This is a genomic window from Serinicoccus profundi, from assembly GCF_008001015.1.
Classification (GTDB): domain Bacteria; phylum Actinomycetota; class Actinomycetes; order Actinomycetales; family Dermatophilaceae; genus Ornithinicoccus; species Ornithinicoccus profundi.
Map to the genome: position 1 here is coordinate 2,515,027 of NZ_CP042862.1, position 21,835 is coordinate 2,536,861.

At 68.6% G+C, this 21,835-nt stretch carries 15 protein-coding genes and 1 tRNA gene; 3 read left to right on the forward strand and 13 right to left on the reverse strand.

Features of this window, described 5'->3' with window-relative positions; all coding sequences use genetic code 11:
• Window positions 1-290: 290 nt before the first annotated feature.
• The 4 genes from FA582_RS11685 to rplJ all read right to left on the reverse strand — a co-directional run bounded on the left by FA582_RS11685 (window position 291) and on the right by rplJ (window position 9,428).
• Window positions 291-4,217 (reverse strand): DNA-directed RNA polymerase subunit beta', encoded by a 3,927-nt coding sequence (locus FA582_RS11685; protein WP_010148680.1) that lies wholly within the window; start codon window positions 4,215-4,217, stop codon window positions 291-293.
• A 135-nt stretch (window positions 4,218-4,352) separates the two neighbouring features.
• On the reverse strand, window positions 4,353-7,826 hold the full coding sequence (rpoB, locus tag FA582_RS11690) for a DNA-directed RNA polymerase subunit beta (protein WP_029541541.1): 3,474 nt from the start codon (window positions 7,824-7,826) through the stop codon (window positions 4,353-4,355).
• 484 nt (window positions 7,827-8,310) lie between these two features.
• On the reverse strand, window positions 8,311-8,700 hold the full coding sequence (gene rplL, locus FA582_RS11695; protein WP_010148683.1) for a 50S ribosomal protein L7/L12: 390 nt from the start codon (window positions 8,698-8,700) through the stop codon (window positions 8,311-8,313).
• 80 nt (window positions 8,701-8,780) lie between these two features.
• Window positions 8,781-9,428, reverse strand: coding sequence for a 50S ribosomal protein L10 (gene rplJ, locus FA582_RS11700; protein ID WP_010148685.1), 648 nt, complete (start codon window positions 9,426-9,428; stop codon window positions 8,781-8,783).
• A 359-nt stretch (window positions 9,429-9,787) separates the two neighbouring features.
• Here rplJ and FA582_RS11710 point away from each other — a divergent pair, with 359 nt between their 5' ends.
• On the forward strand, window positions 9,788-11,104 hold the full coding sequence (locus FA582_RS11710; RefSeq protein ID WP_010148686.1) for an MFS transporter: 1,317 nt from the start codon (window positions 9,788-9,790) through the stop codon (window positions 11,102-11,104).
• A 90-nt stretch (window positions 11,105-11,194) separates the two neighbouring features.
• Here FA582_RS11710 and FA582_RS11715 read toward each other — a convergent pair whose 3' ends face one another.
• From FA582_RS11715 to FA582_RS11740, 6 genes are all read right to left on the reverse strand, one after another.
• Entirely contained in the window at window positions 11,195-11,764 is a 570-nt protein-coding gene (locus tag FA582_RS11715) for a VTT domain-containing protein (RefSeq protein ID WP_010148687.1), read from the reverse strand.
• Between the two features lie 94 nt (window positions 11,765-11,858).
• Window positions 11,859-12,575 carry a 50S ribosomal protein L1 gene (rplA, locus tag FA582_RS11720; protein ID WP_010148688.1) on the reverse strand — a complete coding sequence of 239 codons (717 nt, stop codon included), beginning with the start codon at window positions 12,573-12,575 and terminating at the stop codon, window positions 11,859-11,861.
• 85 nt (window positions 12,576-12,660) lie between these two features.
• Entirely contained in the window at window positions 12,661-13,089 is a 429-nt protein-coding gene (gene rplK / locus FA582_RS11725; protein ID WP_010148689.1) for a 50S ribosomal protein L11, read from the reverse strand.
• 69 nt (window positions 13,090-13,158) lie between these two features.
• A complete protein-coding gene (nusG, locus tag FA582_RS11730) occupies window positions 13,159-14,019 on the reverse strand; it encodes a transcription termination/antitermination protein NusG (RefSeq protein WP_010148690.1) in 861 nt (286 codons plus the stop codon).
• A 61-nt stretch (window positions 14,020-14,080) separates the two neighbouring features.
• Window positions 14,081-14,326, reverse strand: coding sequence for a preprotein translocase subunit SecE (gene secE, locus FA582_RS11735; protein ID WP_010148691.1), 246 nt, complete (start codon window positions 14,324-14,326; stop codon window positions 14,081-14,083).
• Window positions 14,327-14,386: 60 nt separating this feature from the next.
• Window positions 14,387-14,459: transfer RNA gene (locus FA582_RS11740), tRNA-Trp, on the reverse strand.
• Between the two features lie 145 nt (window positions 14,460-14,604).
• Here FA582_RS11740 and FA582_RS11745 point away from each other — a divergent pair.
• A complete protein-coding gene (locus FA582_RS11745; protein ID WP_033229267.1) occupies window positions 14,605-15,828 on the forward strand; it encodes a pyridoxal phosphate-dependent aminotransferase in 1,224 nt (407 codons plus the stop codon).
• A 135-nt stretch (window positions 15,829-15,963) separates the two neighbouring features.
• A complete protein-coding gene (locus tag FA582_RS11750) occupies window positions 15,964-16,530 on the forward strand; it encodes a hypothetical protein (RefSeq protein ID WP_141567704.1) in 567 nt (188 codons plus the stop codon).
• Window positions 16,531-16,547: 17 nt separating this feature from the next.
• Here the strand turns inward: FA582_RS11750 and FA582_RS11755 are convergent, their stop codons facing one another.
• The 3 genes from FA582_RS11755 to FA582_RS11765 are packed head-to-tail and all read right to left on the reverse strand — an operon-like array spanning window position 16,548 to window position 21,834.
• Window positions 16,548-17,510, reverse strand: coding sequence for an ImmA/IrrE family metallo-endopeptidase (locus tag FA582_RS11755; RefSeq protein ID WP_010148695.1), 963 nt, complete (start codon window positions 17,508-17,510; stop codon window positions 16,548-16,550).
• Entirely contained in the window at window positions 17,507-20,704 is a 3,198-nt protein-coding gene (locus FA582_RS11760; protein ID WP_010148696.1) for a type I restriction endonuclease subunit R, read from the reverse strand. The genes FA582_RS11755 and FA582_RS11760 overlap by 4 nt, the downstream gene beginning before the upstream one ends.
• Entirely contained in the window at window positions 20,704-21,834 is a 1,131-nt protein-coding gene (locus FA582_RS11765) for a restriction endonuclease subunit S (RefSeq protein WP_141567711.1), read from the reverse strand. Before FA582_RS11765 ends, FA582_RS11760 begins: the two co-directional genes overlap by 1 nt.
• Window position 21,835 lies beyond the last annotated feature (1 nt).

Consider the following 21,835-nt stretch of genomic DNA (forward strand, 5'->3'; position numbering starts at 1 on the left):
CTTCCCGACCGGCTCTCCGCAGGGCATGAGGTGCCGCACGGGGATCCGGGCGGACTGCCCGGCGAGAGGTGGATGCGGGCCACAGGGACCCGCGAGCGCGCAGGGCCTAGCCCGCACACAGTTCTCCAGGGTACCGCCCGCGGCCTCGGGCGGCCAAATCCGCGCCCCTCCCCCGGCACCACCTCCAGCACCGGAGCAATGGGGACGCGATGCGCCAGGGGCGGGTATGCCGTGAGTCACGGCATACCCGCCCCTGACGGTCAGACCTCGCGGTCAGGTCGGGCGCGCGCTCAGTAGCGCGGCTCGTCCATGGGCACGTCGTCGAGGCGGACCGCCTCGCCGCTGCCCTGCCCGAAGGCCCCGGCGTAGTCGAAGTCCTCGTAGTCCGGGACCGCGTAGGCCGCAGCCTTGGCCTCCTCGGTGGGCTCCACCGTGAGGTTGCGGTACCGCGTCAGGCCGGTCCCCGCGGGGATCAGCTTGCCGAGGATGACGTTCTCCTTCAGGCCCAGCAGCGGGTCGCTCTTGGCTTCCATCGCGGCCTCGGTGAGGACGCGCGTGGTCTCCTGGAAGGAGGCCGCGGAGAGCCAGGAGTCGGTCGCCAGCGAGGCCTTGGTGATGCCCATGAGCTCGGGACGACCCGAGGCCGGGCGGCCGCCCTCGGAGACGACGCGACGGTTCTCGGTCTCGAAGCGCCCACGCTCGGCGAGGGTGCCCGGCAGCAGCTCGGTGTCGCCGGCCTCGATGATCGTGACGCGCCGCAGCATCTGCCGCACGATGACCTCGATGTGCTTGTCGTGGATCGACACACCCTGCTGGCGGTAGACACCCTGCACCTGGTCGACCAGGTGCTGCTGGGTGGCGCGCGGGCCGAGGATGCGCAGCACCTGCTTGGGGTCGATGGCACCGACCACGAGCTGGGTGCCGACCTCGACGTGGTCGCCGTCGGCGACCAGCAGCCGCGAGCGCTTGCTCACCGGGTAGGCGTGCTCCTCCGAGCCGTCGTCCGGGGTGAGCAGGAGGCGACGCGTCTTGTCGGTGTCCTCGACCTCGATCCGGCCGGTCGCCTCGGCGATCGGCGCGACCGCCTTGGGCGTGCGGGCCTCGAACAGCTCGACCACACGGGGCAGACCCTGCGTGATGTCGTCACCGGCCACACCACCGGTGTGGAAGGTGCGCATCGTCAGCTGGGTGCCGGGCTCACCGATGGACTGCGCCGCGATGATGCCGACGGCCTCACCGATGTCGACGAGCTTGCCGGTGGCCAGGCTGCGGCCGTAGCACTTGGCGCAGGTGCCCACGAGCGACTCGCAGGTCAGGACCGAACGGACCTTGACCTCCTCGACGCCGGCAGCCACGAGGGTGTCGATGACGACGTCGCCCAGGTCGATGCCCGACTCCGCGAGCACCGTCCCGTCGACCTCCACGTCGCCGGCGAGGGTCCGGGCGTACACCGCGGTCTCGACGTCGTCGTGCTCGCGCAGCCCGCCCTCGGCGGCCGCCTGGGCGATCGGCATGACGAACCCACGCTCGGTGCCACAGTCCAGCTCGCGGATGATGACGTCCTGGCTGACGTCCACCAGACGACGGGTGAGGTAACCCGAGTCGGCGGTCCGCAGCGCGGTGTCCGCCAGACCCTTACGCGCACCGTGCGTCGAGATGAAGAACTCCAGGACCGAGAGGCCCTCACGGAAGTTCGACTTGATCGGACGCGGGATGATCTCGCCCTTCGGGTTGGCCATGAGCCCACGCATACCGGCGATCTGCCGCAGCTGGAACCAGTTGCCTCGGGCACCCGAGGTCACCATCCGGTAGATGGTGTTGTCCTTGGGCATCGAGGTCTCCAGCTCCTTGGCGACCTCGTTGGTGGCCTGGGTCCAGATCTCGATGAGCTCCTGACGGCGCTCGTCGTCGGTGATGAGACCACGCTCGTACTGCAGCTGCACCTTGGCGGCCTTGGCCTCGTAGACGGCCAGGATCTCGGTCTTGCGCTCCGGCGTCTGCACGTCGGAGACCGCCACCGTGGTGCCGGACCGGGTGGCCCAGTGGTAGCCGGCGTCCTTGAGCGAGTCCAGGCTCGCCGCGACCTGCACCTTGGTGTAGCGCTCGGCGAGGTCGTTGACGATCGCGGAGAGCCGCTTCTTGTCCACCACCTCATCGACGTAGGCGTAGTTCGGCGGCAGCGCGTCGTTGAACAGCGCGCGGCCCAGGGTGGTCTCCATGACGAAGGTGTCGACCACGCCGTCCTCGGTGACCTGGGCGCCCTCGGGGATCGCGAAACCCTCCGGCGGCGCGGTCTGGTTGAGCCGCAGACGGATTGCGGTGCCCAGCTGGATCTGGCCGGCGTCGAAGGCCATCCGGGCCTCCGCGACCGAGCCGAAGCTGCGCAGGTGCCGCTCGCCGTCCTCGTCCACCAGGTAGGCCGCCCCGGCCTCACCGCGAGAGTCCTCGGAGGTGAGGTGGAACAGGCCGATGATCATGTCCTGGGTGGGCATGGTCACCGGGCGACCGTCGGCCGGCTTGAGGATGTTGTTGGAGCTCAGCATGAGGATCCGGGCCTCGGCCTGGGCCTCCGCCGACAGCGGCACGTGGACCGCCATCTGGTCACCGTCGAAGTCGGCGTTGAAGGCGGTGCAGACCAGCGGGTGGATCTGGATGGCCTTGCCCTCGACCAGCTGCGGCTCGAAGGCCTGGATGCCGAGGCGGTGCAGGGTGGGTGCCCGGTTGAGCAGCACGGGGTGGTCGGTGATGACCTCCTCGAGCACGTCCCAGACGACGCTGCGGCCACGCTCGACCATCCGCTTGGCGGATTTGATGTTCTGCGCGTGGTCGAGGTCGACCAGGCGCTTCATGACGAACGGCTTGAACAGCTCCAGGGCCATCTGCTTGGGCAGACCGCACTGGTGCAGGCGCAGCTGGGGGCCGACCACGATGACCGAACGGCCCGAGTAGTCGACGCGCTTGCCCAGCAGGTTCTGACGGAAACGACCCTGCTTGCCCTTGAGCATGTCGGACAGCGACTTCAGCGGCCGGTTGCCCGGGCCGGTGACGGCGCGACCACGACGGCCGTTGTCGAACAGGCTGTCGACGGCCTCCTGGAGCATCCGCTTCTCGTTGTTGACGATGATCTCCGGCGCACCGAGGTCCAGCAGCCGCTTGAGGCGGTTGTTGCGGTTGATGACGCGACGGTAGAGGTCGTTGAGGTCCGAGGTCGCGAAGCGGCCACCGTCGAGCTGCACCATGGGGCGCAGGTCCGGCGGGATGACCGGGACGCAGTCCAGGACCATGCCGGCCGGTTCGTTCTTGGTCTGCAGGAAGCTCGTGACGACCTTGAGCCGCTTGATGGCGCGGGTCTTGCGCTGACCCTTGCCCGTGGCGATGGTCTCGCGCAGCGACTCGGCCTCGGCGACGAGGTCGAAGCTCTCGAGGCGCTTCTGCAGCGCAGCGGCGCCCATGCCTCCCTCGAAGTACATGCCGAAGCGGTCACGCATCTCGCGGTAGAGGATCTCATCGCCCTCGAGGTCCTGGACCTTGAGGTTGCGGAAGCGGTCCCAGACCTGCTCCAGCCGCTCGATCTGGGCGTCGGCCCGGCGGCGGATCTGGTTCATCTCCCGCTCGGCGCCGTCCTTGACCTTGCGCTTGGCGTCGGACTTGGCGCCCTCGGCCTCCAGCTCGGCGAGGTCGGTCTCAAGCTTCTTGGCCCGACCCTCCACGTCGGCGTCGCGACGGTTCTCCAGCGCCTTCTTCTCGGTCTGGATCTGCGCCTCGAGGCTGGGGAGGTCCTGGTGGCGGCCCTCCTCGTCGACGGAGGTGATCATGTAGGCCGCGAAGTAGATGACCTTCTCCAGGTCCTTCGGGGCGAGGTCGAGCAGGTAGCCGAGCCGGCTCGGGACACCCTTGAAGTACCAGATGTGGGTGACCGGGGCGGCGAGCTCGATGTGGCCCATCCGCTCGCGACGGACGCCCGCACGGGTCACCTCGACGCCGCAGCGCTCACAGATGATGCCCTTGAAGCGGACCCGCTTGTACTTGCCGCAGTAGCACTCCCAGTCCCGGGTCGGGCCGAAGATCTTCTCGCAGAAGAGTCCGTCCTTCTCGGGCTTGAGGGTGCGGTAGTTGATGGTCTCCGGCTTCTTGACCTCGCCGTGGGACCAGGTCCGGATGTCCTCGGCCGTGGCCAGGCCGATGCGAAGCTCGTCAAAGAAGTTGACGTCCAGCACTGTGTGCCTTCCTTCTTTCGTATGCAGTAGCGCTCACGTGTAGTAGTTGGTCGCCGGGCGGGACCCGTACGGGCTCTGCCCGGCGACCTGACTCTCCGCGGGACGCACGCTGCGCGCGTCCCGCGGCATACCTGACTAGACCTCTTCGACCGAGCTGGGCTCGCGGCGGCTCAGGTCGATGCCGAGCTCCTCGGCGGCGCGGAACACCTCGGTGTCCGACTCCCGCAGGTCGATCTGGCTGCCGTCGGAGGAGAGGACCTCGACGTTCAGGCAGAGCGACTGCATCTCCTTGATGAGCACCTTGAAGGACTCGGGGATGCCCGGCTCGGGGACGTTGTCGCCCTTGACGATCGACTCGTAGACCTTGACCCGGCCCGTGACGTCGTCCGACTTGATGGTGAGCAGCTCCTGCAGGGCGTAGGCGGCGCCGTAGGCCTCCAGGGCCCAGACCTCCATCTCGCCGAAGCGCTGACCACCGAACTGGGCCTTACCACCGAGCGGCTGCTGGGTGATCATCGAGTACGGCCCGGTGCTGCGCGCGTGGATCTTGTCGTCCACGAGGTGGTGCAGCTTGAGGATGTACATGTAGCCCACGGAGATCTCCTCCGGGAAGGGCTCACCCGAGCGACCGTCGAACAGCTTGGTCTTACCGCTGTTGTCGATGAGGCGCTTCCCGTCACGGGTCGGCGTCGTCGAGTCCAGCAGTCCGGCGATCTCCTCCTCGCGGGCGCCGTCGAAGACGGGGCTCGCGACGCGGGTCCGCGCCGGGGCGCTGCGGGCGTCGTCCGGGATGAGTTCGGCCCACTCCGGCTGGCCCTCGATGCTCCAGCCCTGCGCCGCGGCCCAGCCGAGGTGCAGCTCGAGGATCTGACCGATGTTCATCCGGCCCGGGACACCCAGGGGGTTGAGCACGACGTCGACGGGCGTGCCGTCCTCGAGGAAGGGCATGTCCTCCACCGGGAGGATCTTGGAGATGACGCCCTTGTTGCCGTGGCGCCCGGCCAGCTTGTCGCCGTCGGTGATCTTGCGCTTGTTGGCGACATAGACGCGGACGAGCTGGTTGACGCCCGGGGGCAGCTCGTCGCCGTCCTCGCGGTCGAACACCTTGACGCCGATGACCGTGCCGGTCTCGCCGTGCGGCACCTTCATCGAGGTGTCGCGGACCTCGCGGGCCTTCTCACCGAAGATCGCGCGCAGCAGGCGCTCCTCCGGGGTCAGCTCGGTCTCACCCTTGGGCGTGACCTTGCCGACGAGCAGGTCGCCGTCGCGGACCTCGGCGCCGATGCGGATGATGCCGCGCTCGTCGAGGTCGGCCAGGACGTCGTCGGAGACGTTGGGGATGTCCCGGGTGATCTCCTCCGGACCCAGCTTGGTGTCGCGGGCATCGATCTCGTGCTCCTCGATGTGGATCGAGGAGAGCACGTCGTCCTGCACCAGACGCTGGGACAGGATGATCGCGTCCTCGTAGTTGTAGCCCTCCCACGGCATGAACGCCACGAGCAGGTTACGACCCAGGGCCATCTCGCCACCATCGGTCGCCGGGCCGTCGGCGATGAGCTGACCGGCCTCGACGTGCTCACCGACATCGACCCGGACCTGCTGGTTGTAGCAGTTGCCCTGGTTGGAGCGGGTGAACTTGTTGATCTTGTAGGACTGGTAGGTCCCGTCGTCGTTGGCGACGGTCACGAGGTCCGCAGAGACCTCCTGCACGGCGCCGGCCTTGGCGGACCGCACGACGTCACCGGAGTCCAGCGCGGCGCGGTACTCCATACCGGTGCCGACCAGCGGAGCCTCGGCCCGCACCAGCGGCACGGCCTGACGCTGCATGTTGGCGCCCATGAGCGCACGGTTGGCGTCATCGTGCTCGAGGAAGGGGATCATCGCGGTCGCCGCGGACACCATCTGGCGCGCGGAGACGTCCATGTAGTCCACCTCGGAGGCCGGCACGTCGACGGCCTCGCCCTCGCGGGCCCGGACCAGGACGCGCTCGTCGAGGAAGGTGCCGTCGTCGTCCAGCTTGGCGTTGGCCTGCGCGATGACGAAGCGGTCCTCCTCACCGGCCGACAGGTAGTCGACGACGTCGCTCACCTTGCCGTCCTTGACCCGGCGGTACGGCGTCTCGACGAAGCCGAACGGGTTGATCCGCCCGTAGGAGGCCAGCGAACCGATGAGCCCGATGTTGGGACCCTCGGGGGTCTCGATCGGGCACATGCGGCCGTAGTGGCTGGGGTGGACGTCGCGGACCTCCATACCGGCCCGGTCACGGGACAGACCACCCGGGCCCAGCGCGGACAGACGACGCTTGTGCGTCAGCCCGGAGAGCGGGTTGTTCTGGTCCATGAACTGGGACAGCTGGCTGGTGCCGAAGAACTCCTTGATGGAGGCGACGACGGGCCGGATGTTGATGAGCGTCTGCGGCGTGATCGCCTCGACGTCCTGGGTGGTCATCCGCTCGCGGACGACGCGCTCCATCCGGGACAGTCCGGTGCGGACCTGGTTCTGGATGAGCTCGCCGACGCTGCGCAGGCGACGGTTGCCGAAGTGGTCGATGTCGTCGACCTCGGCGGGCACCTCACCGGTGGCGCTGCCGACGGTCTCCTCGCCGGCGTGCAGCGCGACGAGGTACTTGATCGTCGCGACGATGTCGTCGATGCCGAGCACGGACTCCGAGAGCGGCGCCTGCTGACCCAGCTTCTTGTTGATCTTGTAGCGACCGACCTTGGCCAGGTCGTAGCGCTTGGGGTTGAAGTACAGGTTGTTGAGCAGCGTCTCGGCCGCGTCGCGCGTGGGGGGTTCGCCCGGGCGCAGCTTGCGGTAGATGTCGAGCAGCGCCTCGTCCTGGTTGGTGGTGTGGTCCTTCTCCAGGGTGAGCCGGATCGACTCGTAGTCGCCGAACTCCTCCAGGATCTGGTCCGTAGTCCACCCGAGGGCCTTGAGCAGGACGGTGACGCTCTGCTTGCGCTTGCGGTCCACGCGCACGCCGACCTGGTCACGCTTGTCGATCTCGAACTCGAGCCACGCACCGCGGCTCGGGATGACCTTGGCGGAGTAGATGTCCTTGTCGGAGGTCTTGTCGAGGCTGCGCTCGAAGTAGACGCCCGGGCTGCGGACGAGCTGGGAGACGACGACACGCTCGGTGCCGTTGACGATGAACGTCCCGCGCGGCGTCATGAGCGGGAAGTCGCCCATGAAGACCGTCTGGCTCTTGATCTCACCGGTGGAGTTGTTGATGAACTCCGCCGTCACGAAGAGCGGGGCGGAGTAGGTCATGTCCTTCTCCTGGCACTCCTCGACGGAGTACTTCTGCTCCTCGAACCGGTGGTCGCGGAAGCTCAGCGACATGGAGCCGGAGAAATCCTCGATCGGCGAGATCTCCTCGAAGATCTCCTCCAGACCAGAGGTGGTGGGGATGTCGTCGCGCCCCTCGGCCTGGGCTGCGGCGACCCGCGCCTGCCAGGCCTCGTTGCCGAGGAGCCAGTCGAAGCTCTCGGTCTGGAGCGCAAGAAGGTCCGGAACCTCGAGGGGCTCCCGGATCTTCGCAAAGCTCAGTCGGCCGGAGGGCGTCTGAGCGGTGGACACAGTCTTCTTCGCAGTGCGCGAGGCAGCCAAGGATGGTCCTTCCACGGGCCTAGTGTGTGCGGCGGTCAGGCGTCACCCGACCTGCTCGCGGATGCAGCGCGAAGTGATGGTGTCCAGCGCGTCGGCGGACCGGCCGAGGCGCGCACCGATCTCTTCAGCGGGATCGAGGGCAGGTGATGGGCAGCGCAAAGTACCACTTTACACGGCGGATGGCCCGGCGTCCAACTCGGGACCGACGGGCGACCCGCGGCGGGGGATGTCGGCTCAGGGGCGGCCGCGCCCCTGGTGTGCCCGACACCTGCCTGCGGGGCAGATGCGTCCGATGATGGTGCTCCCTGCGCACCCCCTTCGTCAAGCATGACCGCCCTCCCAGGCGTGTCCCGGGGTCTGTCGCGCCCTCCCCCGGACGCACCACGGGCGGGGTCGCGGCACCGTGATGGTGCGCGACCCCGCCCGTGGCGGAGAGGCGTCGGTGGAGGTCAGGGCACCAGGGCCCCGCCGACCACCGATCGGCTCACTTGAGCGTGACGGAGGCGCCAGCGCCCTCGAGCTGCTCCTTGGCCTTCTCCGCGGACTCCTTGTCGACCTTCTCCAGGACCGGCTTGGGAGCGCCGTCGACGAGGTCCTTGGCCTCCTTGAGACCCAGGGAGGTCAGCGCGCGGACCTCCTTGATGACCTGGATCTTCTTGTCGCCGGCGGCGTCGAGGATGACGTCGAACTCGCTCTGCTCCTCGGCGGCGTCGTCGCCACCGCCTGCCGCGGGGGCGCCGGCAGCGGCAACCGCGACCGGGGCCGCAGCGGTGACCTCGAAGGTGTCCTCGAAGGCCTTGACGAACTCGGACAGCTCGATGAGGGTCATCTCCTTGAACTGGTCAAGGAGCTCCTCGGTGCTCAGCTTCGCCATGATGGGCGTTCCTTCCTGTTGTATGCCGTGAGTGGCGTTGTGATGAATGTGCTGCTCGTGCGGCCCTGCGGCCGACACGCTCAGCTCTCGTCGCCACCCTCGGCGACGTCGGTGCCCGCCTCGGCCTGTGCCGTGGCGGTGGTGTCGGCGGAGTCCGCCGACGTGGTGTCGTCGTCGGCAGCTGCCGTCGTCGACCCGGAGAGCGGACCGCCCTGTTCCTCGACCTTGGCGCGCAGCGCCTCGACGACCCGTGCGGTCGAGGAGAGCGGAGCGGCGAACAGGCCGGCAGCCTTGGACAGGTTGCCCTTCATGGCACCTGCCAGCTTGGCCAGCAGGACCTCGCGGGACTCGAGGTCCGCGAGCTTGGTGATCTCGGCGGGGGTCAACGGCTTGCCGTCGAGCACCCCACCCTTGATGACCAGGGCCGGGTTGGCCTTGGCGAAGTCACGCAGACCCTTGGCCGCCTCCACCGGGTCACCGGTGACGAAGGCGATGGCCGTCGGGCCCTGAAGGTGCTCGTCGAGGCCGTCGATGCCGGCCTCGGCAGCAGCACGCTTGGTCAGCGTGTTCTTCACCACGGCGTAGGTGGCGTGCTCACGCATGGAGGCACGCAGCTCGGTGATCTGACTCACCTTGAGACCGCGGTACTCCGTGAGCACGGCCCCGCCGGAGCTACGGAACTTCTCCGTCAGCTCGGCGATGGCAGCAGCCTTCTCGGGCGTCGCCATACTGGCCTCCTTCACGTCGTGGTGCCGGCTACCCCCGGGCCCGACACGACGAAAGCCCCGGCGCAGGCGCACCGGGGCTTGCAGGACGCTGCGGGCGGGGCCCACGAGGTCGTGCTCGGTTCACCTGCGCTGGCGCCCCTGTCGTGGGAACCTTCGGTCGGCGCTCTTGCGGCCTTTGGGGCTGCGAGCACGCCGACAACCGGCGGTCTTTGGGTAGGTTCTCAGGCTACGCCACCTCACCGCGCCGGGCCAAATCCGCCCTCCCCCACGTCAGCCTCGGCACTTCCCCTCGACGGCACGGCCCGGAGTGGCGCCGCCCGTGCGCGCTCTCCCCTGGCCCCTGCTGAGAAGATGACCCCATGAGCGGAGCACGGCCCCCGGTGGACCTCTATCACCGGCTGGTGCGGGCCGACGCGCAGGCCGAGCAGGACTGGGGCGGCCCGGACCGGGTGGCCTCGGGAGGCCTCCGACTCATCGTCAGCGGCGCGCTCCAGGGCGCCGGTGACCAGGTCGTCAATGCCAAGACGGTGCTCCCCTGGTTGCTCACCGCCACGGGCGCCCCCGCCGCTCTCGCCGGTCTCCTCGTGCCGCTGCGCGAGTCCGGGTCGATGCTCCCCCAGGCCGCGCTCACCCCGTGGGTGGTGAGCCGGCCCCGCCGGACGCGGGTGTGGATGGTCGGGGCGGCCGGGCAGGGTGTCGCGACGCTGGCCATGGCGGGTTCTGCGGTCCTGCTCGACGGCCTGGCGGCCGGCCTCGGCCTGCTGGCCGCGCTCGCGGTCTTCGCCGTGGCGCGGGCCCTGTGCTCGATGGCGGCCAAGGACGTGCAGGGTCGCGTCATCCCCCGGGGTCAGCGCGGTCAGGTCACCGGCATCTCCACCGCCGCGGCCGGCCTCGCCGCCGTGGCCGTCGGCGTGGCGCTGCAGCTCGCCGGACCCACGGTCGGCCCTGCCCTCCTCGCGTGGCTCCTCGTCGGCGCGGCTGCGCTCTGGTTCGCCGCCGTGGTGGTGTATTCCGGTATCCCCGAGGAGCCCGGCGCCGAGCGTGCACCGAGCGAGCCGTGGTGGTCCCAGACCGTCGGGATGCTGCGCACCGACGCCCGTCTGAGGACCTTCGTGCTGGCCCGGGCACTGTTGCTGGTCTCCGCCCTGGCGCCACCGTTCCTCGTAACGCTCGCGGTCGAGGCCGGGAGCTCCTGGCTCGCGGGGCTGGGGTCGTTCGTCATCGCGCAGGGCGTGGCCTCCGTGCTCGGTGGACGCCTCTTCGGGCGCCTCGCCGACCGCTCGAGCCGGCAGGTGATGATGATCGGCGGTCTCGGAGCCTCGGTCGTCGTCCTCGCGGTGGTCGTCGTCGTCGCGCTGGCGCCCTTCGGGTCCCCCCTGGTGCTCGCGGCGCTCGTGCTCGGATACCTGCTCCTCAGCCTCCTCCACGTCGGGGTGCGGGTGGCCCGCAAGACGTATGTCGTGGATGTGGCCTCCGGGGACGAGCGCACCCGCTACGTCGCGGTGTCCAACACGGCGATGGGAGCGATCCTGCTGGTGATCGGCGTCGTCAGCGCCGGCATCGCGACCTTCGGACAGCTGCCAGCGCTGGTCTTCCTGGCCCTCCTCGGACTGGTCGGCGTGGCCGTGACACGCCGCCTGCCCGAGGTCTCCCAGGGCTCACCAGCCGCCGGCTGAGGCGGGATCACCGCGGCGCCGGATCCCTCCTGCGCGCGGCCCGGACCCGGCGGACGACCCACCAGAGCACCGCCGCGACGACCACGACGATCACGACCGTCTGGAACGACCCCACCCAGCTCTCGACCCGGTGCCACTGCTCCCCGAGGTAGTACCCCGCCAGGACCCAGACGGTGTTCCAGACGAGTGACCCAGGCTCGTCAGGGCGAGGAACTGCCACCAGGGCATCCTCTCGATGCCGGCCGGCACCGAGATGAGGCTACGGAAGATGGGGATCATCCGGCCGAAGAAGACCGCTGCCGGGCCGTGGCGCGCGAACCACTCCTCGGTGCGGACGAGGTCCTCCGTCTTCACCAGGGGCAGGCGGGCCCAGACACGGTGCAGACGGTCCCGGCCGAAGACCACCCCGAGCGCGTAGAGGACGAGCGCCCCCGCCACCGACCCTGCGGTCACCCAGCACAGCACCTCGACCAGCCCGAAGCTGCCCTGGCTGGCGGTGAACCCCGCCAGCGGCAGGACGACCTCACTGGGCAGGGGTGGGAAGAGGTTCTCCAGCGCGATGGCCAGTCCGGCGCCCGGGGCGCCCAGGCGCTCCATGAGGTCCACGGCGGTGCCCGCGAAGCCGTCGAGCTGCTGGTCCGGGGCGAGGGTGAGGATCACGGACGACAACCTAGGTCCGGCACCTTCGCATCGGACACCACGACGCCCCCGGAAGCGGTGCTTCCGGGGGCGTCGTGGACTGCTCAGCAGGGGCTCACTCGGAGGGAGCGGCCTCCAGGACGCTGCCGACGCGCGAGGGGTCCATGGGGATACCCGGGCCCATCGTGGTCGACATGGTCGCCTTGGTGACGTAACGGCCCTTGGAGCTGGCCGGCTTCAGCCGCAGGACCTCTTCGATCGCCGTGGCGTAGTTCTCCGCCAGGGTCGCCTCGTCGAAGGAGGTCTTGCCGATGATGAAGTGGAGGTTGCTGTGCTTGTCGACGCGGAACTCGATCTTTCCGCCCTTGATGTCGGACACGGCCTTGGCGGTGTCCATCGTGACGGTGCCGGTCTTGGGGTTCGGCATGAGGCCACGGGGGCCCAGCACCTTGCCCAGACGACCGACCTTGCCCATGAGGTCCGGGGTCGCGACGACGGCGTCGAAGTCCGTCCACCCGCCCGAGACCTTCTCGATCATGTCGTCCGAACCGACGTAGTCGGCGCCGGCCTCGCGGGCGGCCTCGGCCTTGTCGCCGTTGGCGAAGACCAGGACGCGCGAGGTCTTGCCGGTGCCGCCGGGCAGGTTGACGGTGCCGCGGACGAGCTGGTCGGCCTTGCGCGGGTCGACGCCCAGTCGCAGGGCGACCTCGACGGTCGCGTCGTACTTGGTGGGGCTGGTCTCCTTGGCCAGGCGGATCGCCTCACGCGGGGCGTAGAGCGACCCCTCGGTGAGCTTCTCCGCGGCGGCGCGGTAGGCCTTGCTGCGCTTCATGTGTCACTCCTTGTGGTGATGGTGGAGCTGTGGTCGGACGGGCCAGCGCTGGCCCTGCCACAGGGGTGCCGGGACCCGGAGGGTCTCAGCTGGTGGTGATGCCCATCGACCGGGCGGTGCCGGCGATGATGCGCTTGGCCATGTCGATGTCGTTGGCGTTGAGGTCGGCCATCTTCATCTCGGCGATCTCGGTGAGCTGCGCGTCGTTCAGCGTGCCGACCTTGGTCTTGTGCGGCTCGCCGGAGCCCTTGCCCACGCCTGCAGCCTTCTTGATCAGCTCGGCGGCCGGCGGGGTCTTGGTGATGAAGGTGAACGAGCGGTCCTCGTAGACCGTGATCTCGACCGGGATGACGTTGCCACGCTGGGACTCCGTCGCGGCGTTGTACGCCTTGACGAACTCCATGATGTTGACGCCGTGCTGACCCAGCGCGGGGCCGACGGGCGGGGCCGGGGTCGCGGCGCCGGCCTGGATCTGCAGCTTGATGAAGCCGGAGACCTTCTTCTTGGGGGGCATGGTGTTCTCCTTGGTGTTGTGGGCCGACGCCGTGGGCGATGACCCGGTTGCATGGGTGTGGGGGCGGGCCTAGAGCTTGGCGACCTGGTTGAACGACAGCTCGACCGGGGTCTCGCGGCCGAAGATCGAGACCAGCACCTTGAGCTTGTTGCTCTCGGGCAGGATCTCGGAGATCGTGGCGGGCAGGGTCTCGAAGGGACCCTCCATGACGGTGACCGACTCGCCGACCTCGAAGTCCACCTGCGGCTGAGCCGGGCGGCTGCGGCCCTCGCCCGAGGCGCCGCCCGCGGCGCTGGCGGCCGCGGCGGGGGTGGGGGTGTCGAAGACCGGGGCCAGCATGGAGACGACCTCGTCGATCGACAGCGGCACCGGCTGGTGGGCGTTGCCGACGAAGCCGGTGACGCCCGGCGTGTGCCGGACCGCGCCCCACGACTCGTCGGTGAGCTCCATACGGACCAGCACGTAGCCGGGCATCCGCACGCGGCGCACCTGCTTGCGCTGACCGTTCTTGATCTCGGTCACCTCTTCCATGGGGACCTCCACCTCGAAGATGTAGTCCTCCATGTTGAGGCTGGTGATCCGCGTCTCAAGGTTGTGCTTGACGCGGTTCTCGTAGCCGGCGTAGGAGTGGATGACGAACCAGTCGCCGTACTTGCCACGCAGGACCGAGGTGAACTCCTCGAGGGGGTCCACGGCCTCAGCCGCCTCCTCGGAGTCCTCGGTCGCCTCGGGGTCGGCCGGCTCGGGGTCGGCAGGCTCCTGCACGTCGGCGGGCTCCTCGGTCGTGACCGAGTCCTCCTCGCCGTAGACGGCCTCCTCCACGGGGTCGACCGAGGCGTCGCCGTCGTGACGCTCGGCGGCCTCCACGTCAGCGTCCTGCACGGACTGCTCGGCGGTGACCTCGTCGTGGTCGGGGGTCTGCTCGGACATGCCTACTTCCTCAATGTCGTGTCAGCGGCGCCGCATCGGCGCCGGGTGCTGCTCGTAGCGGTCAGGCCCCGAAGACGAGACCGACCAGCCACTGGAACAGCTGGTCCAGACCGAAGACGAAGCCCATCATGACCAGCACGAAGACGAAGACGACGATCGTGTAGGTGATGAGCTCGTTGCGGGTCGGCTGGACGACCTTGCGCAGCTCGGCCATGACCTGCTCGACGAAGGTCGCCGGGCGCCCACCCTGGCCGGTGCCGGCCTGGCTGCGAGCGACACCGTCGGTGTCGCGGGCGGAGTTCGCCACGGCTCGCCTTCCTGTTGCAGGTCTGGATGGTCTCGGCGGGCAGGAGGCCCACCGGTCACGCAGGGCAAGAGGGACTCGAACCCCCAACCGCCGGTTTTGGAGACCGGTGCTCTACCAATTGAGCTATTGCCCTTTACCAGGTCCTCGCGACACCAGCCCGTCTGTTGGGGGGCAGGCTGGCGCACAGTGCGAACACCCGAATGGGCAGTCTACGTGACGGCCGACGGCAGGTGCAAAGAAGGCCGGGGGCTGACGCGACGTGAAGCGTCGATGCCATGATGGGTCGCGTGAGCGAGCAGACCCGCATCAGCACCCGCATCGGATCCATCGCCGAGTCGGCGACCCTGGCCGTCGACGCCAGGGCCAAGGCCCTCAAGGCACAAGGACGCCCGGTCATCGGCTTCGGCGCCGGCGAGCCGGACTTCCCGACGCCCGACTACATCGTCCAGGCGGCGGTCGAGGCGTGCACGGACCCGGTGAACCACCGCTACTCCCCCGCCGGCGGCCTCCCCGCCCTCAAGGAGGCGATCGTCGCCAAGACGCGCCGCGACTCGGGGTATGCCGTGGAGCCCACCAACGTACTCGTCACCAATGGCGGCAAGCAGGCGGTCTACAACACCTTCGCGGCGTTGCTGGACCCGGGCGACGAGGTCATCCTTCCCACCCCCTACTGGACGACCTACCCCGAGGCGATCCGTCTCGCCGGCGGCTCGCCCGTGGAGGTCTTCGCCGGCGCGGACGCCGAGACGGCATACCTCGTGACCGTCGAGCAGCTGGAAGCGGCGCGGACCGAGCACACCAAGGCGCTGCTCTTCTGCTCCCCCTCCAACCCGACCGGCGCGGTCTATCCGCCCGAGCAGGTCGAGGCGATCGGCCGCTGGGCGCTGGAGCACGGCATCTGGGTCATCACCGACGAGATCTACGAGCACCTGCTCTACGACGGCGCGCAGGCCCCGTCCATGCCGGTGCTCGTGCCCGAGCTGGCGGACACGTGCGTCGTCCTCAACGGGGTGGCCAAGACCTACGCGATGACCGGCTGGCGGGTGGGCTGGATGATCGGCCCCCAGGACGTCATCAAGGCGGCCACCAACCTGCAGAGCCACGCGACCTCCAACGTCGCCAACGTCTCCCAGCGGGCGGCCATCGCGGCGCTCGAGGGCAGCCTGGACGCCGTGGACGAGATGAAGGTCGCCTTCGACCGGCGGCGCGCCCTCATGGTCGACATGCTCAACGCGATCGAGGGCGTGGAGTGCCCGGTGCCGCAGGGTGCGTTCTACGCCTACCCCTCGGTCGAGGGGGTGCTGGGCAAGCAGATCCGGGGTCGCACCCCGCAGACCAGCGCCGAGCTCGCCGCGCTCATCCTGGACGAGGTCGAGGTCGCGGTCGTGCCGGGTGAGGCCTTCGGTCCCAGCGGCTACCTGCGGCTGAGCTATGCCCTCGGCGACGAGGACCTCGAGGAAGGCGTCGGTCGTATCCAGGCATTGCTGGGCGAGGCCCGCTGAGGACCGGTGCGAGCGGCGAGGGGGGTCCTCCTGCTGGGCGTCGTCCTGACGCTCGGCGGCTGCGAGTCACCCACCCCGCAGGGCGGAACCACGCGTCCAGGCGCGCCCACGTCGACCGACTCCCCGTCGGCCACCGTGGCATCGACCCTCGACGCCACGGTGGTGGCGACCGCCGCCCTGCGGGAGGCACCCGACGGCTTCACCCGCGGGGTCGAGGGCGTCCAGGTGTCCTACACGGTCACGAACGACGGCAGCGAGCCGATCAAGGTCGCCACGGACCGGGCTCCCGCGCAAGCCGCGTCCGTGGTCGCTGCCCCCGAGGCGGTGTGGACCAGCGCCGGCAGTGACGCCGACGTGGTCAGGCTGTCCAAGCAGGTCTTCGGTCTCCCCGACGGCGTCCTGCCCTCCTCCCTCCACCGCGCCGCCAGCGCGACGGTGGAGCCCGGCTCGAGCACGCAGGACACGGCTTTCGTCCCGCTCCCGCTGCGACCCGAGCTGCCCAACGGGACCGAGACGATGACGGTCACCGAGTTGCCCCTCGGCGATCCTGGCGCCGTGCGACGCCTCGAAATCTGCGTGCAGATCGCGCCCGGACCTCCCGTGGGTCAGGACGAGCCCTACGCCTCGACCATCGCCGCCGACGCACCGGACACCGCGCTCGCGTGCAGTGATCCGATCGAGCTGCCGGAGGGCGGCAGCTGAGCGACACGGCGCGATCGTCAGGCTTTGCGTTCTCGGGGCACCGACGGGAGCCGACCGTCTGCCATCGTGAGGATGCGTCCGGCTGCTGTCATGACCCGGAGAACGTCCACGGCCGGCAATGGCAGGTCGCGTTCGACGTACTGGTGAAGATGCGGTGGCATCTGCACGGACTGATCCAAGCGCTCAGCCACCAGGAAGGCCACCGCCTCGGCTTCTATCTCGGCACTCTCCGTGCTCGTGGAGCCGCGTCCCGGCCAGCGGCGCTCGTCCTGGGTACCGATGTGACCGCAGTACACGTGCCCCAGCTCGTGAGCGAGCGTGGTGAGCCTCTCGGTAGCGCTCAGGTGCTGGTTGACCATCACCTCGTAGTGGACCGGTACGGCCTCGGTCACCGGCCCAGGACGCCACTTCACCTGAACCGCTTGAGTCTGCCTGCCGTCAGTCGTGCGGGCGCACCCAGCTTGCTGGGACCCCTGCGGCACGACAGCCACACGGACGAAGTCCAGGGGCGCACCGCGAAGGATTCCCTCAAGCGCTCTCTCCACGCCGACCATGGTCGGCATGCGGTATGGCGCTTCGATCGCGTCAGGCAAGGTCGGCGCACCCTCCAGGGGCTCGGTCTGGGTGACGTCGTAGACGAACATCAGCGGGGCGAACGGTCGCAGAATCACGATCGGCTGAGCGCCTGGGACGATCCGACGCTGATAGCGCTCCTCCCAGGTCTGCGGTGGGAGCACGAATCGAGCTCCGGGCATCTGTAGTTGGGCATACATCGCGTTGGTCGGGCTGTACTGCTTGAATCTGGCCACCTGCCGAAGCATCTCGGCCAGATCCTTGCTCGAGCCGTGCTCGAGGGCCTGGTCGATGAGGTACTGGATCGAGGCTTTGGCCTCCTCCAGACTCGGCCCGCCTGCCGCCACCTCCTCCTCGTCGAACGGCAGCTGCCCGGGCCACTGCAGGGGCAACTCCTGGCGGCTCACGAAGCCTTCCTCTCGGCATACCGCGGCGCCATGGCCTCCATCTGGTCGATCACCAGTCGGATCGCCTCCGGCTGCTTGTCCGGGGGATACCGATGCAGCACCAGCAGCCGCTTGATCGAGGAGCGCAGTTTGGCGCGGACGTCGTCGCGGACGGTCCAGTCCGTCTTGATGTCCCGCCGCATGACGGCCAGGAGGTCGCGCGCGATCTTTGCCAGGACGTCGTCCCCCATCACCTCGACCGCCGACTCGTTCTGGGCGACGGCGTCGTAGAACGCCAGCTCGTCCTCGGAGAGCACGGGGTCGAAGCTCTCACCGCGGCTTGCCTCCGCAGCGACCTCCTTGGCGAGCGCGATCAGCTCGCTGATGACCTCAGCAGAGGTGAGCTGCTGGTTGGTGTAGCGGTTCATCAGCTCGGTGATCCGGTCGGAGAAGGCGCGCTGCCGGACCAGGTTGTGCCGACTCACCCGGCTCGACTCCGAGGTCAGCATCGCGCGGAGCGCCTCGATCGCCAGGTGGGGGTTCTTGGCGTCCTGCATCTGCGCGACGAAGGATCCATCCAGGTCGGCCAGGCTCGGGCGCGGTATGCCGGCTGCCTCGTAGATGTCGACGATCTCGCCCGTGGCGGTGGAGGCGGCGACGATGTCGCTGAGAAGGCGATGGATCTCCTCGGGGATCGGCTCCCCCGCCGCCTGCCGTTGCTCGGCGTCCATCTTGGCCATGTAGACCCGGGTCTCCTGGTAGAACAGGATTTCCCCGCGCAGGTGCTCCAGCGTCTGGCTGCCCGAGCTGAGCGCCCACGACCGGGCCAGCTCCCCGCTGAGCTCGCGGAAGCGGTCGCCTAGCGTCTTCTCGCCCTCAGGCGCATCGTTGCCCGGGGTATGCGGTGAGCGCAGGTAGTTCGCCAGGCCCAGCGCAGCATCCATCCAGGAGCGGCGCACCTGGGGATCGATCCTGTCCCGCCAGGGGTGGCCTGCGCAGAGCTCGTTCAGCTGCGCGACCAGGGTCTCCGCGAGCGCGGCGGCCTCGTCGATGTTGCGTCCCATCGGCTTGCCGCTCTGGTCCTGGGCGGAGTACTCGGCCAGCGCCTGGTTGAGGTTCTCGGCCAGCGGCGCGTAGGCGACGAGCAGGCCGTCCTGCTTGCCGCGGAACGTCCGGTTGACCCGCGCCAGGGTCTGCATGAGCAGCGCACCCTTGAGCGGCCGGTCGAGGTAGAGCGTGTGCAGCGGCTGGGAGTCGTAGCCGGTCAGCATCATGTCCTTGACGATGACGATCTCGAGCTCGTCATCGACCTGACGCAGCCTCTCCTTGATGGTGGCGTTCTCGGACTCACGCCGCACGTGCCGGACGATTTGCTCGGGGTCAGGCGCGTCGCCGCTGTAGACGACCTTGATGCGGCCCTGGTCGAGATCGTCGTGGTGCCACTCCGGGCGCAACCTGATGATCTCCTCATAGAGCGCGGCGCAGATGTGCCGCGTTGCCCCGACGATCATGGCCTTTCCGGGTGCCTCGATGAACTGGGCCATCTGGTCGCGCCGCTGCTCCCAGTGCGTCACGATGTCCGCGGCGAGCGCCTCGATGCGCGCCGGAGCGCCATACACGGCGTTGATGACGGCGACGCTCTTCTCCAGCCGCTCGCGCTCGGCGAGGTCGACACCGACGGTGGCCTCGTCTGCTGCACGGTCGATGTCCTCCTCGCTCACCTGCTCGGCGAGGCCCATCTGGATGAGTCGGGCCTCGAAGTGGACGGGCACGGTCGCCTCGTCGGCGACGGCACGGCTCAGGTCGTAGACGTCGATGTAGTCGCCGAACACCGCGCGCGTGTTGCGGTCGGCGAAGGAGATCGGCGTGCCGGTGAAGGCGATCAGCGTCGCGTTGGGCAGCGCGTCCTTGAGGTGTCGGGCATACCCGTCGAGGTCGTCGTAGTGGCTGCGGTGCGCCTCGTCGACGATGACGATGATGTTGCGCCGGTCGGACAGCAGGGGGTGGTCGATGCCCGACTGCCGCTCGGCCAGGCTGCGGCCGAACTTCTGCAGCGTGGTGAAGTAGACGCCCCCGGTGACCCTGCTGGAGACCTCGTCGCGCAGCTGGCTGCGCGTCCGGATGGTCACGGGCTCCTCCGGCAGCAGGTCGCTGCGCTTGAACCCGTCGAAGAGCTGCCCGTCGAGCTCCTTGCGGTCGGTGATGACGATGACGGTGGGGTTCAGCAGCGCCGGGTGGGTCAGCACCTTGGCGGTGTAGAGCTCCATCTCCATCGACTTGCCGGAGCCCTGGGTGTGCCAGACCACCCCGGCCTTGCCGTTGCTGCGGACCGCATCGATGGTGTTGCCGACCGCCTTGGTGACGGCGAAGTACTGGTGCGGCTTGGCGATCCGCTTGGCTAAGCCGGTGTCGCTGTCGTTGTCGAACGCGGTGAAGTCGCGCAGCAGGTGACCGAAACGCTCGGTGTTGAAGACCCCGGCGATCAGCTGCTCGATGCCGGTGAGGGACGCCTCCTGCCCCGCACCCCCGGCATCGACCACAGGCTGCCCGTCGTCGTCGACGTTCCACGGTGAGAAGTGGTTGAGCGGGGTGAACGGCGTGCCGTAGCGAGCGGTCAGTCCGTCGCTGGCGACGGTGAGCACGCAGAAGCGGAACGCCATGGGCAGTTCACGCAGGTATGTCGCGAGCTGGGCGTGGGCGTTGGCGGCACCGACGCGGTGGTTGCCGCCCTTCTTCAGCTCGATGACAGCCACGGGCATGCCGTTGAGGTAGAGCACGATGTCGAAGCGCCGCTGATAGTCGCCGACGCGGACGGTGACCTGGTTGACCGCGAGGTAGTCGTTGTGGTCGGGGTCGTCGCTCAGCAGGCGGATCGTCGGGTTCTGCTCCGAGCCGTCGGTGTCGATGTAGGAGATCCCGCGGTAGCCGTGCACCAGATAGCCGTGAATCCGGTGGTTCTCCGTGATCGCGTCCTGGGACTTCGGAGCCAGGATGTCAGCCATCGCCTGCTGCAGGTGCTGGGTCGGCACGTCCGGGTTGAGCCTGGTCAGAGCCGCCATCACCCGTGGCTGGATGACCGGATCGTCCCAGGACTGCCGCTCGCCCGACCCGGGGGCGATATCCACCCCGGACATTGCCTTCCACTCGTACTCCGCCAGCTCCTCGAGCGCGACCTGCTCCCAGGCGTCCTCGCTGAACCCCACCTCGCGCACCATCACACGACCTCCTCGATCTGCTTCTCGGCGTCCCTCACGGTGACCTTGCCTGACATGAGCAGCGGCAGGAGCTCGTCACGAGTCTGTGCGAGAGTTGCGCTCTCGCGCCGCGTCGTGTCAATAAGGACGAACAACTGTTTGGCCAGGTCGTCGAAGCGCTGTAGTGCGGCAGCTCCGGGGATAGAGATCGGGCTGGCGTACGCGCGCTCTCGATTGAGCCCAGGAACGGCGGAGTCTGAGTTCATCTCCTGCAATCCCATCCGCCCGAGTGCGAAGTAGAGATACACGGACGATAGACCGACGATTGGCTCCACGTAATAGGTCGTATCGATCGGATAGTGCGGCCCCGCCGCCCAATAGACAGCACCTACAGTCCCCTTCCTACCCAAGACGACGCCAGCACTATCAACGAGAGACCGATCATGCGTTCCCGTCACTCCGCCGCTGCCGAAGACCTGCACATCGCCAGGCGTCCGCTCGGCAGCTGGAAGCGACTTGCCATAGTGCAAGATCGCAACATTCCCCAGCGTCGACGACTCGTGAGCACTTCGCGCCGCCTTCAGCCACGACGTCTCGGCTAGTCCCAGAGCCGTCACGATGAGGCGGTCGTTGGCGGCGATCTTGTCGTCGAGCGCCCCCAGCACCTCAGCGATGGCCCGCTGCTGCCCGAGAGGCGGTACCCGCAAAGGCAACTGCCCCAGGATTCGCTGGTTCATTGAGGCCATGGTGGTCCCCGCTGCGTGCTGGATCAGCCAGGCCTTAACATCCTTCGAGCGGAGCTGATAAGCCATGAATCGCGAGTCGACGGAACTCCCGAACCGAACACGGATCCCATCAGAACCTAAGAAATAGCCGTTCTCCTCAGGCCGCAACCAAGCCGAGCGGTCAACCGCACCCTTCCGCCCCAAGACGATGTCCCCTTGGATCAGCTGGTACTCGGGAAGCCTGCTGAGCACCTCCGGCCCTACACGGGGGGTGCGGGGTCCAACCTGGATGCGCCCGTCTCCTACCTCGCCAACAGAAATGACGGGCACGCCCTGGGCGCGATACTCGTCAGCCTTCAAAACCGTGCCAAACGGACCGGTCTTGATCGAGCCACCTTCTCTCTCGAGAACCTCGTCAAGCTTCATT

Excerpts from the sequence above, each read along its gene's own strand:
- rplL (WP_010148683.1), bottom strand. The coding sequence starts at position 8,700 with ATGGCGAAGCTGAGCACCGAGGAGCTCCTTGACCAGTTCAAGGAGATG.
- rplJ (WP_010148685.1), bottom strand. The coding sequence starts at position 9,428 with ATGGCGACGCCCGAGAAGGCTGCTGCCATCGCCGAGCTGACGGAGAAG.
- FA582_RS11710 (WP_010148686.1), top strand. The coding sequence starts at position 9,788 with ATGAGCGGAGCACGGCCCCCGGTGGACCTCTATCACCGGCTGGTGCGG.
- rplA (WP_010148688.1), bottom strand. The coding sequence starts at position 12,575 with ATGAAGCGCAGCAAGGCCTACCGCGCCGCCGCGGAGAAGCTCACCGAG.
- rplK (WP_010148689.1), bottom strand. The coding sequence starts at position 13,089 with ATGCCCCCCAAGAAGAAGGTCTCCGGCTTCATCAAGCTGCAGATCCAG.
- nusG (WP_010148690.1), bottom strand. The coding sequence starts at position 14,019 with ATGTCCGAGCAGACCCCCGACCACGACGAGGTCACCGCCGAGCAGTCC.
- FA582_RS11745 (WP_033229267.1), top strand. The coding sequence starts at position 14,605 with ATGGGTCGCGTGAGCGAGCAGACCCGCATCAGCACCCGCATCGGATCC.
- FA582_RS11760 (WP_010148696.1), bottom strand. The coding sequence starts at position 20,704 with ATGGTGCGCGAGGTGGGGTTCAGCGAGGACGCCTGGGAGCAGGTCGCG.
- FA582_RS11765 (WP_141567711.1), bottom strand. The coding sequence starts at position 21,834 with ATGAAGCTTGACGAGGTTCTCGAGAGAGAAGGTGGCTCGATCAAGACC.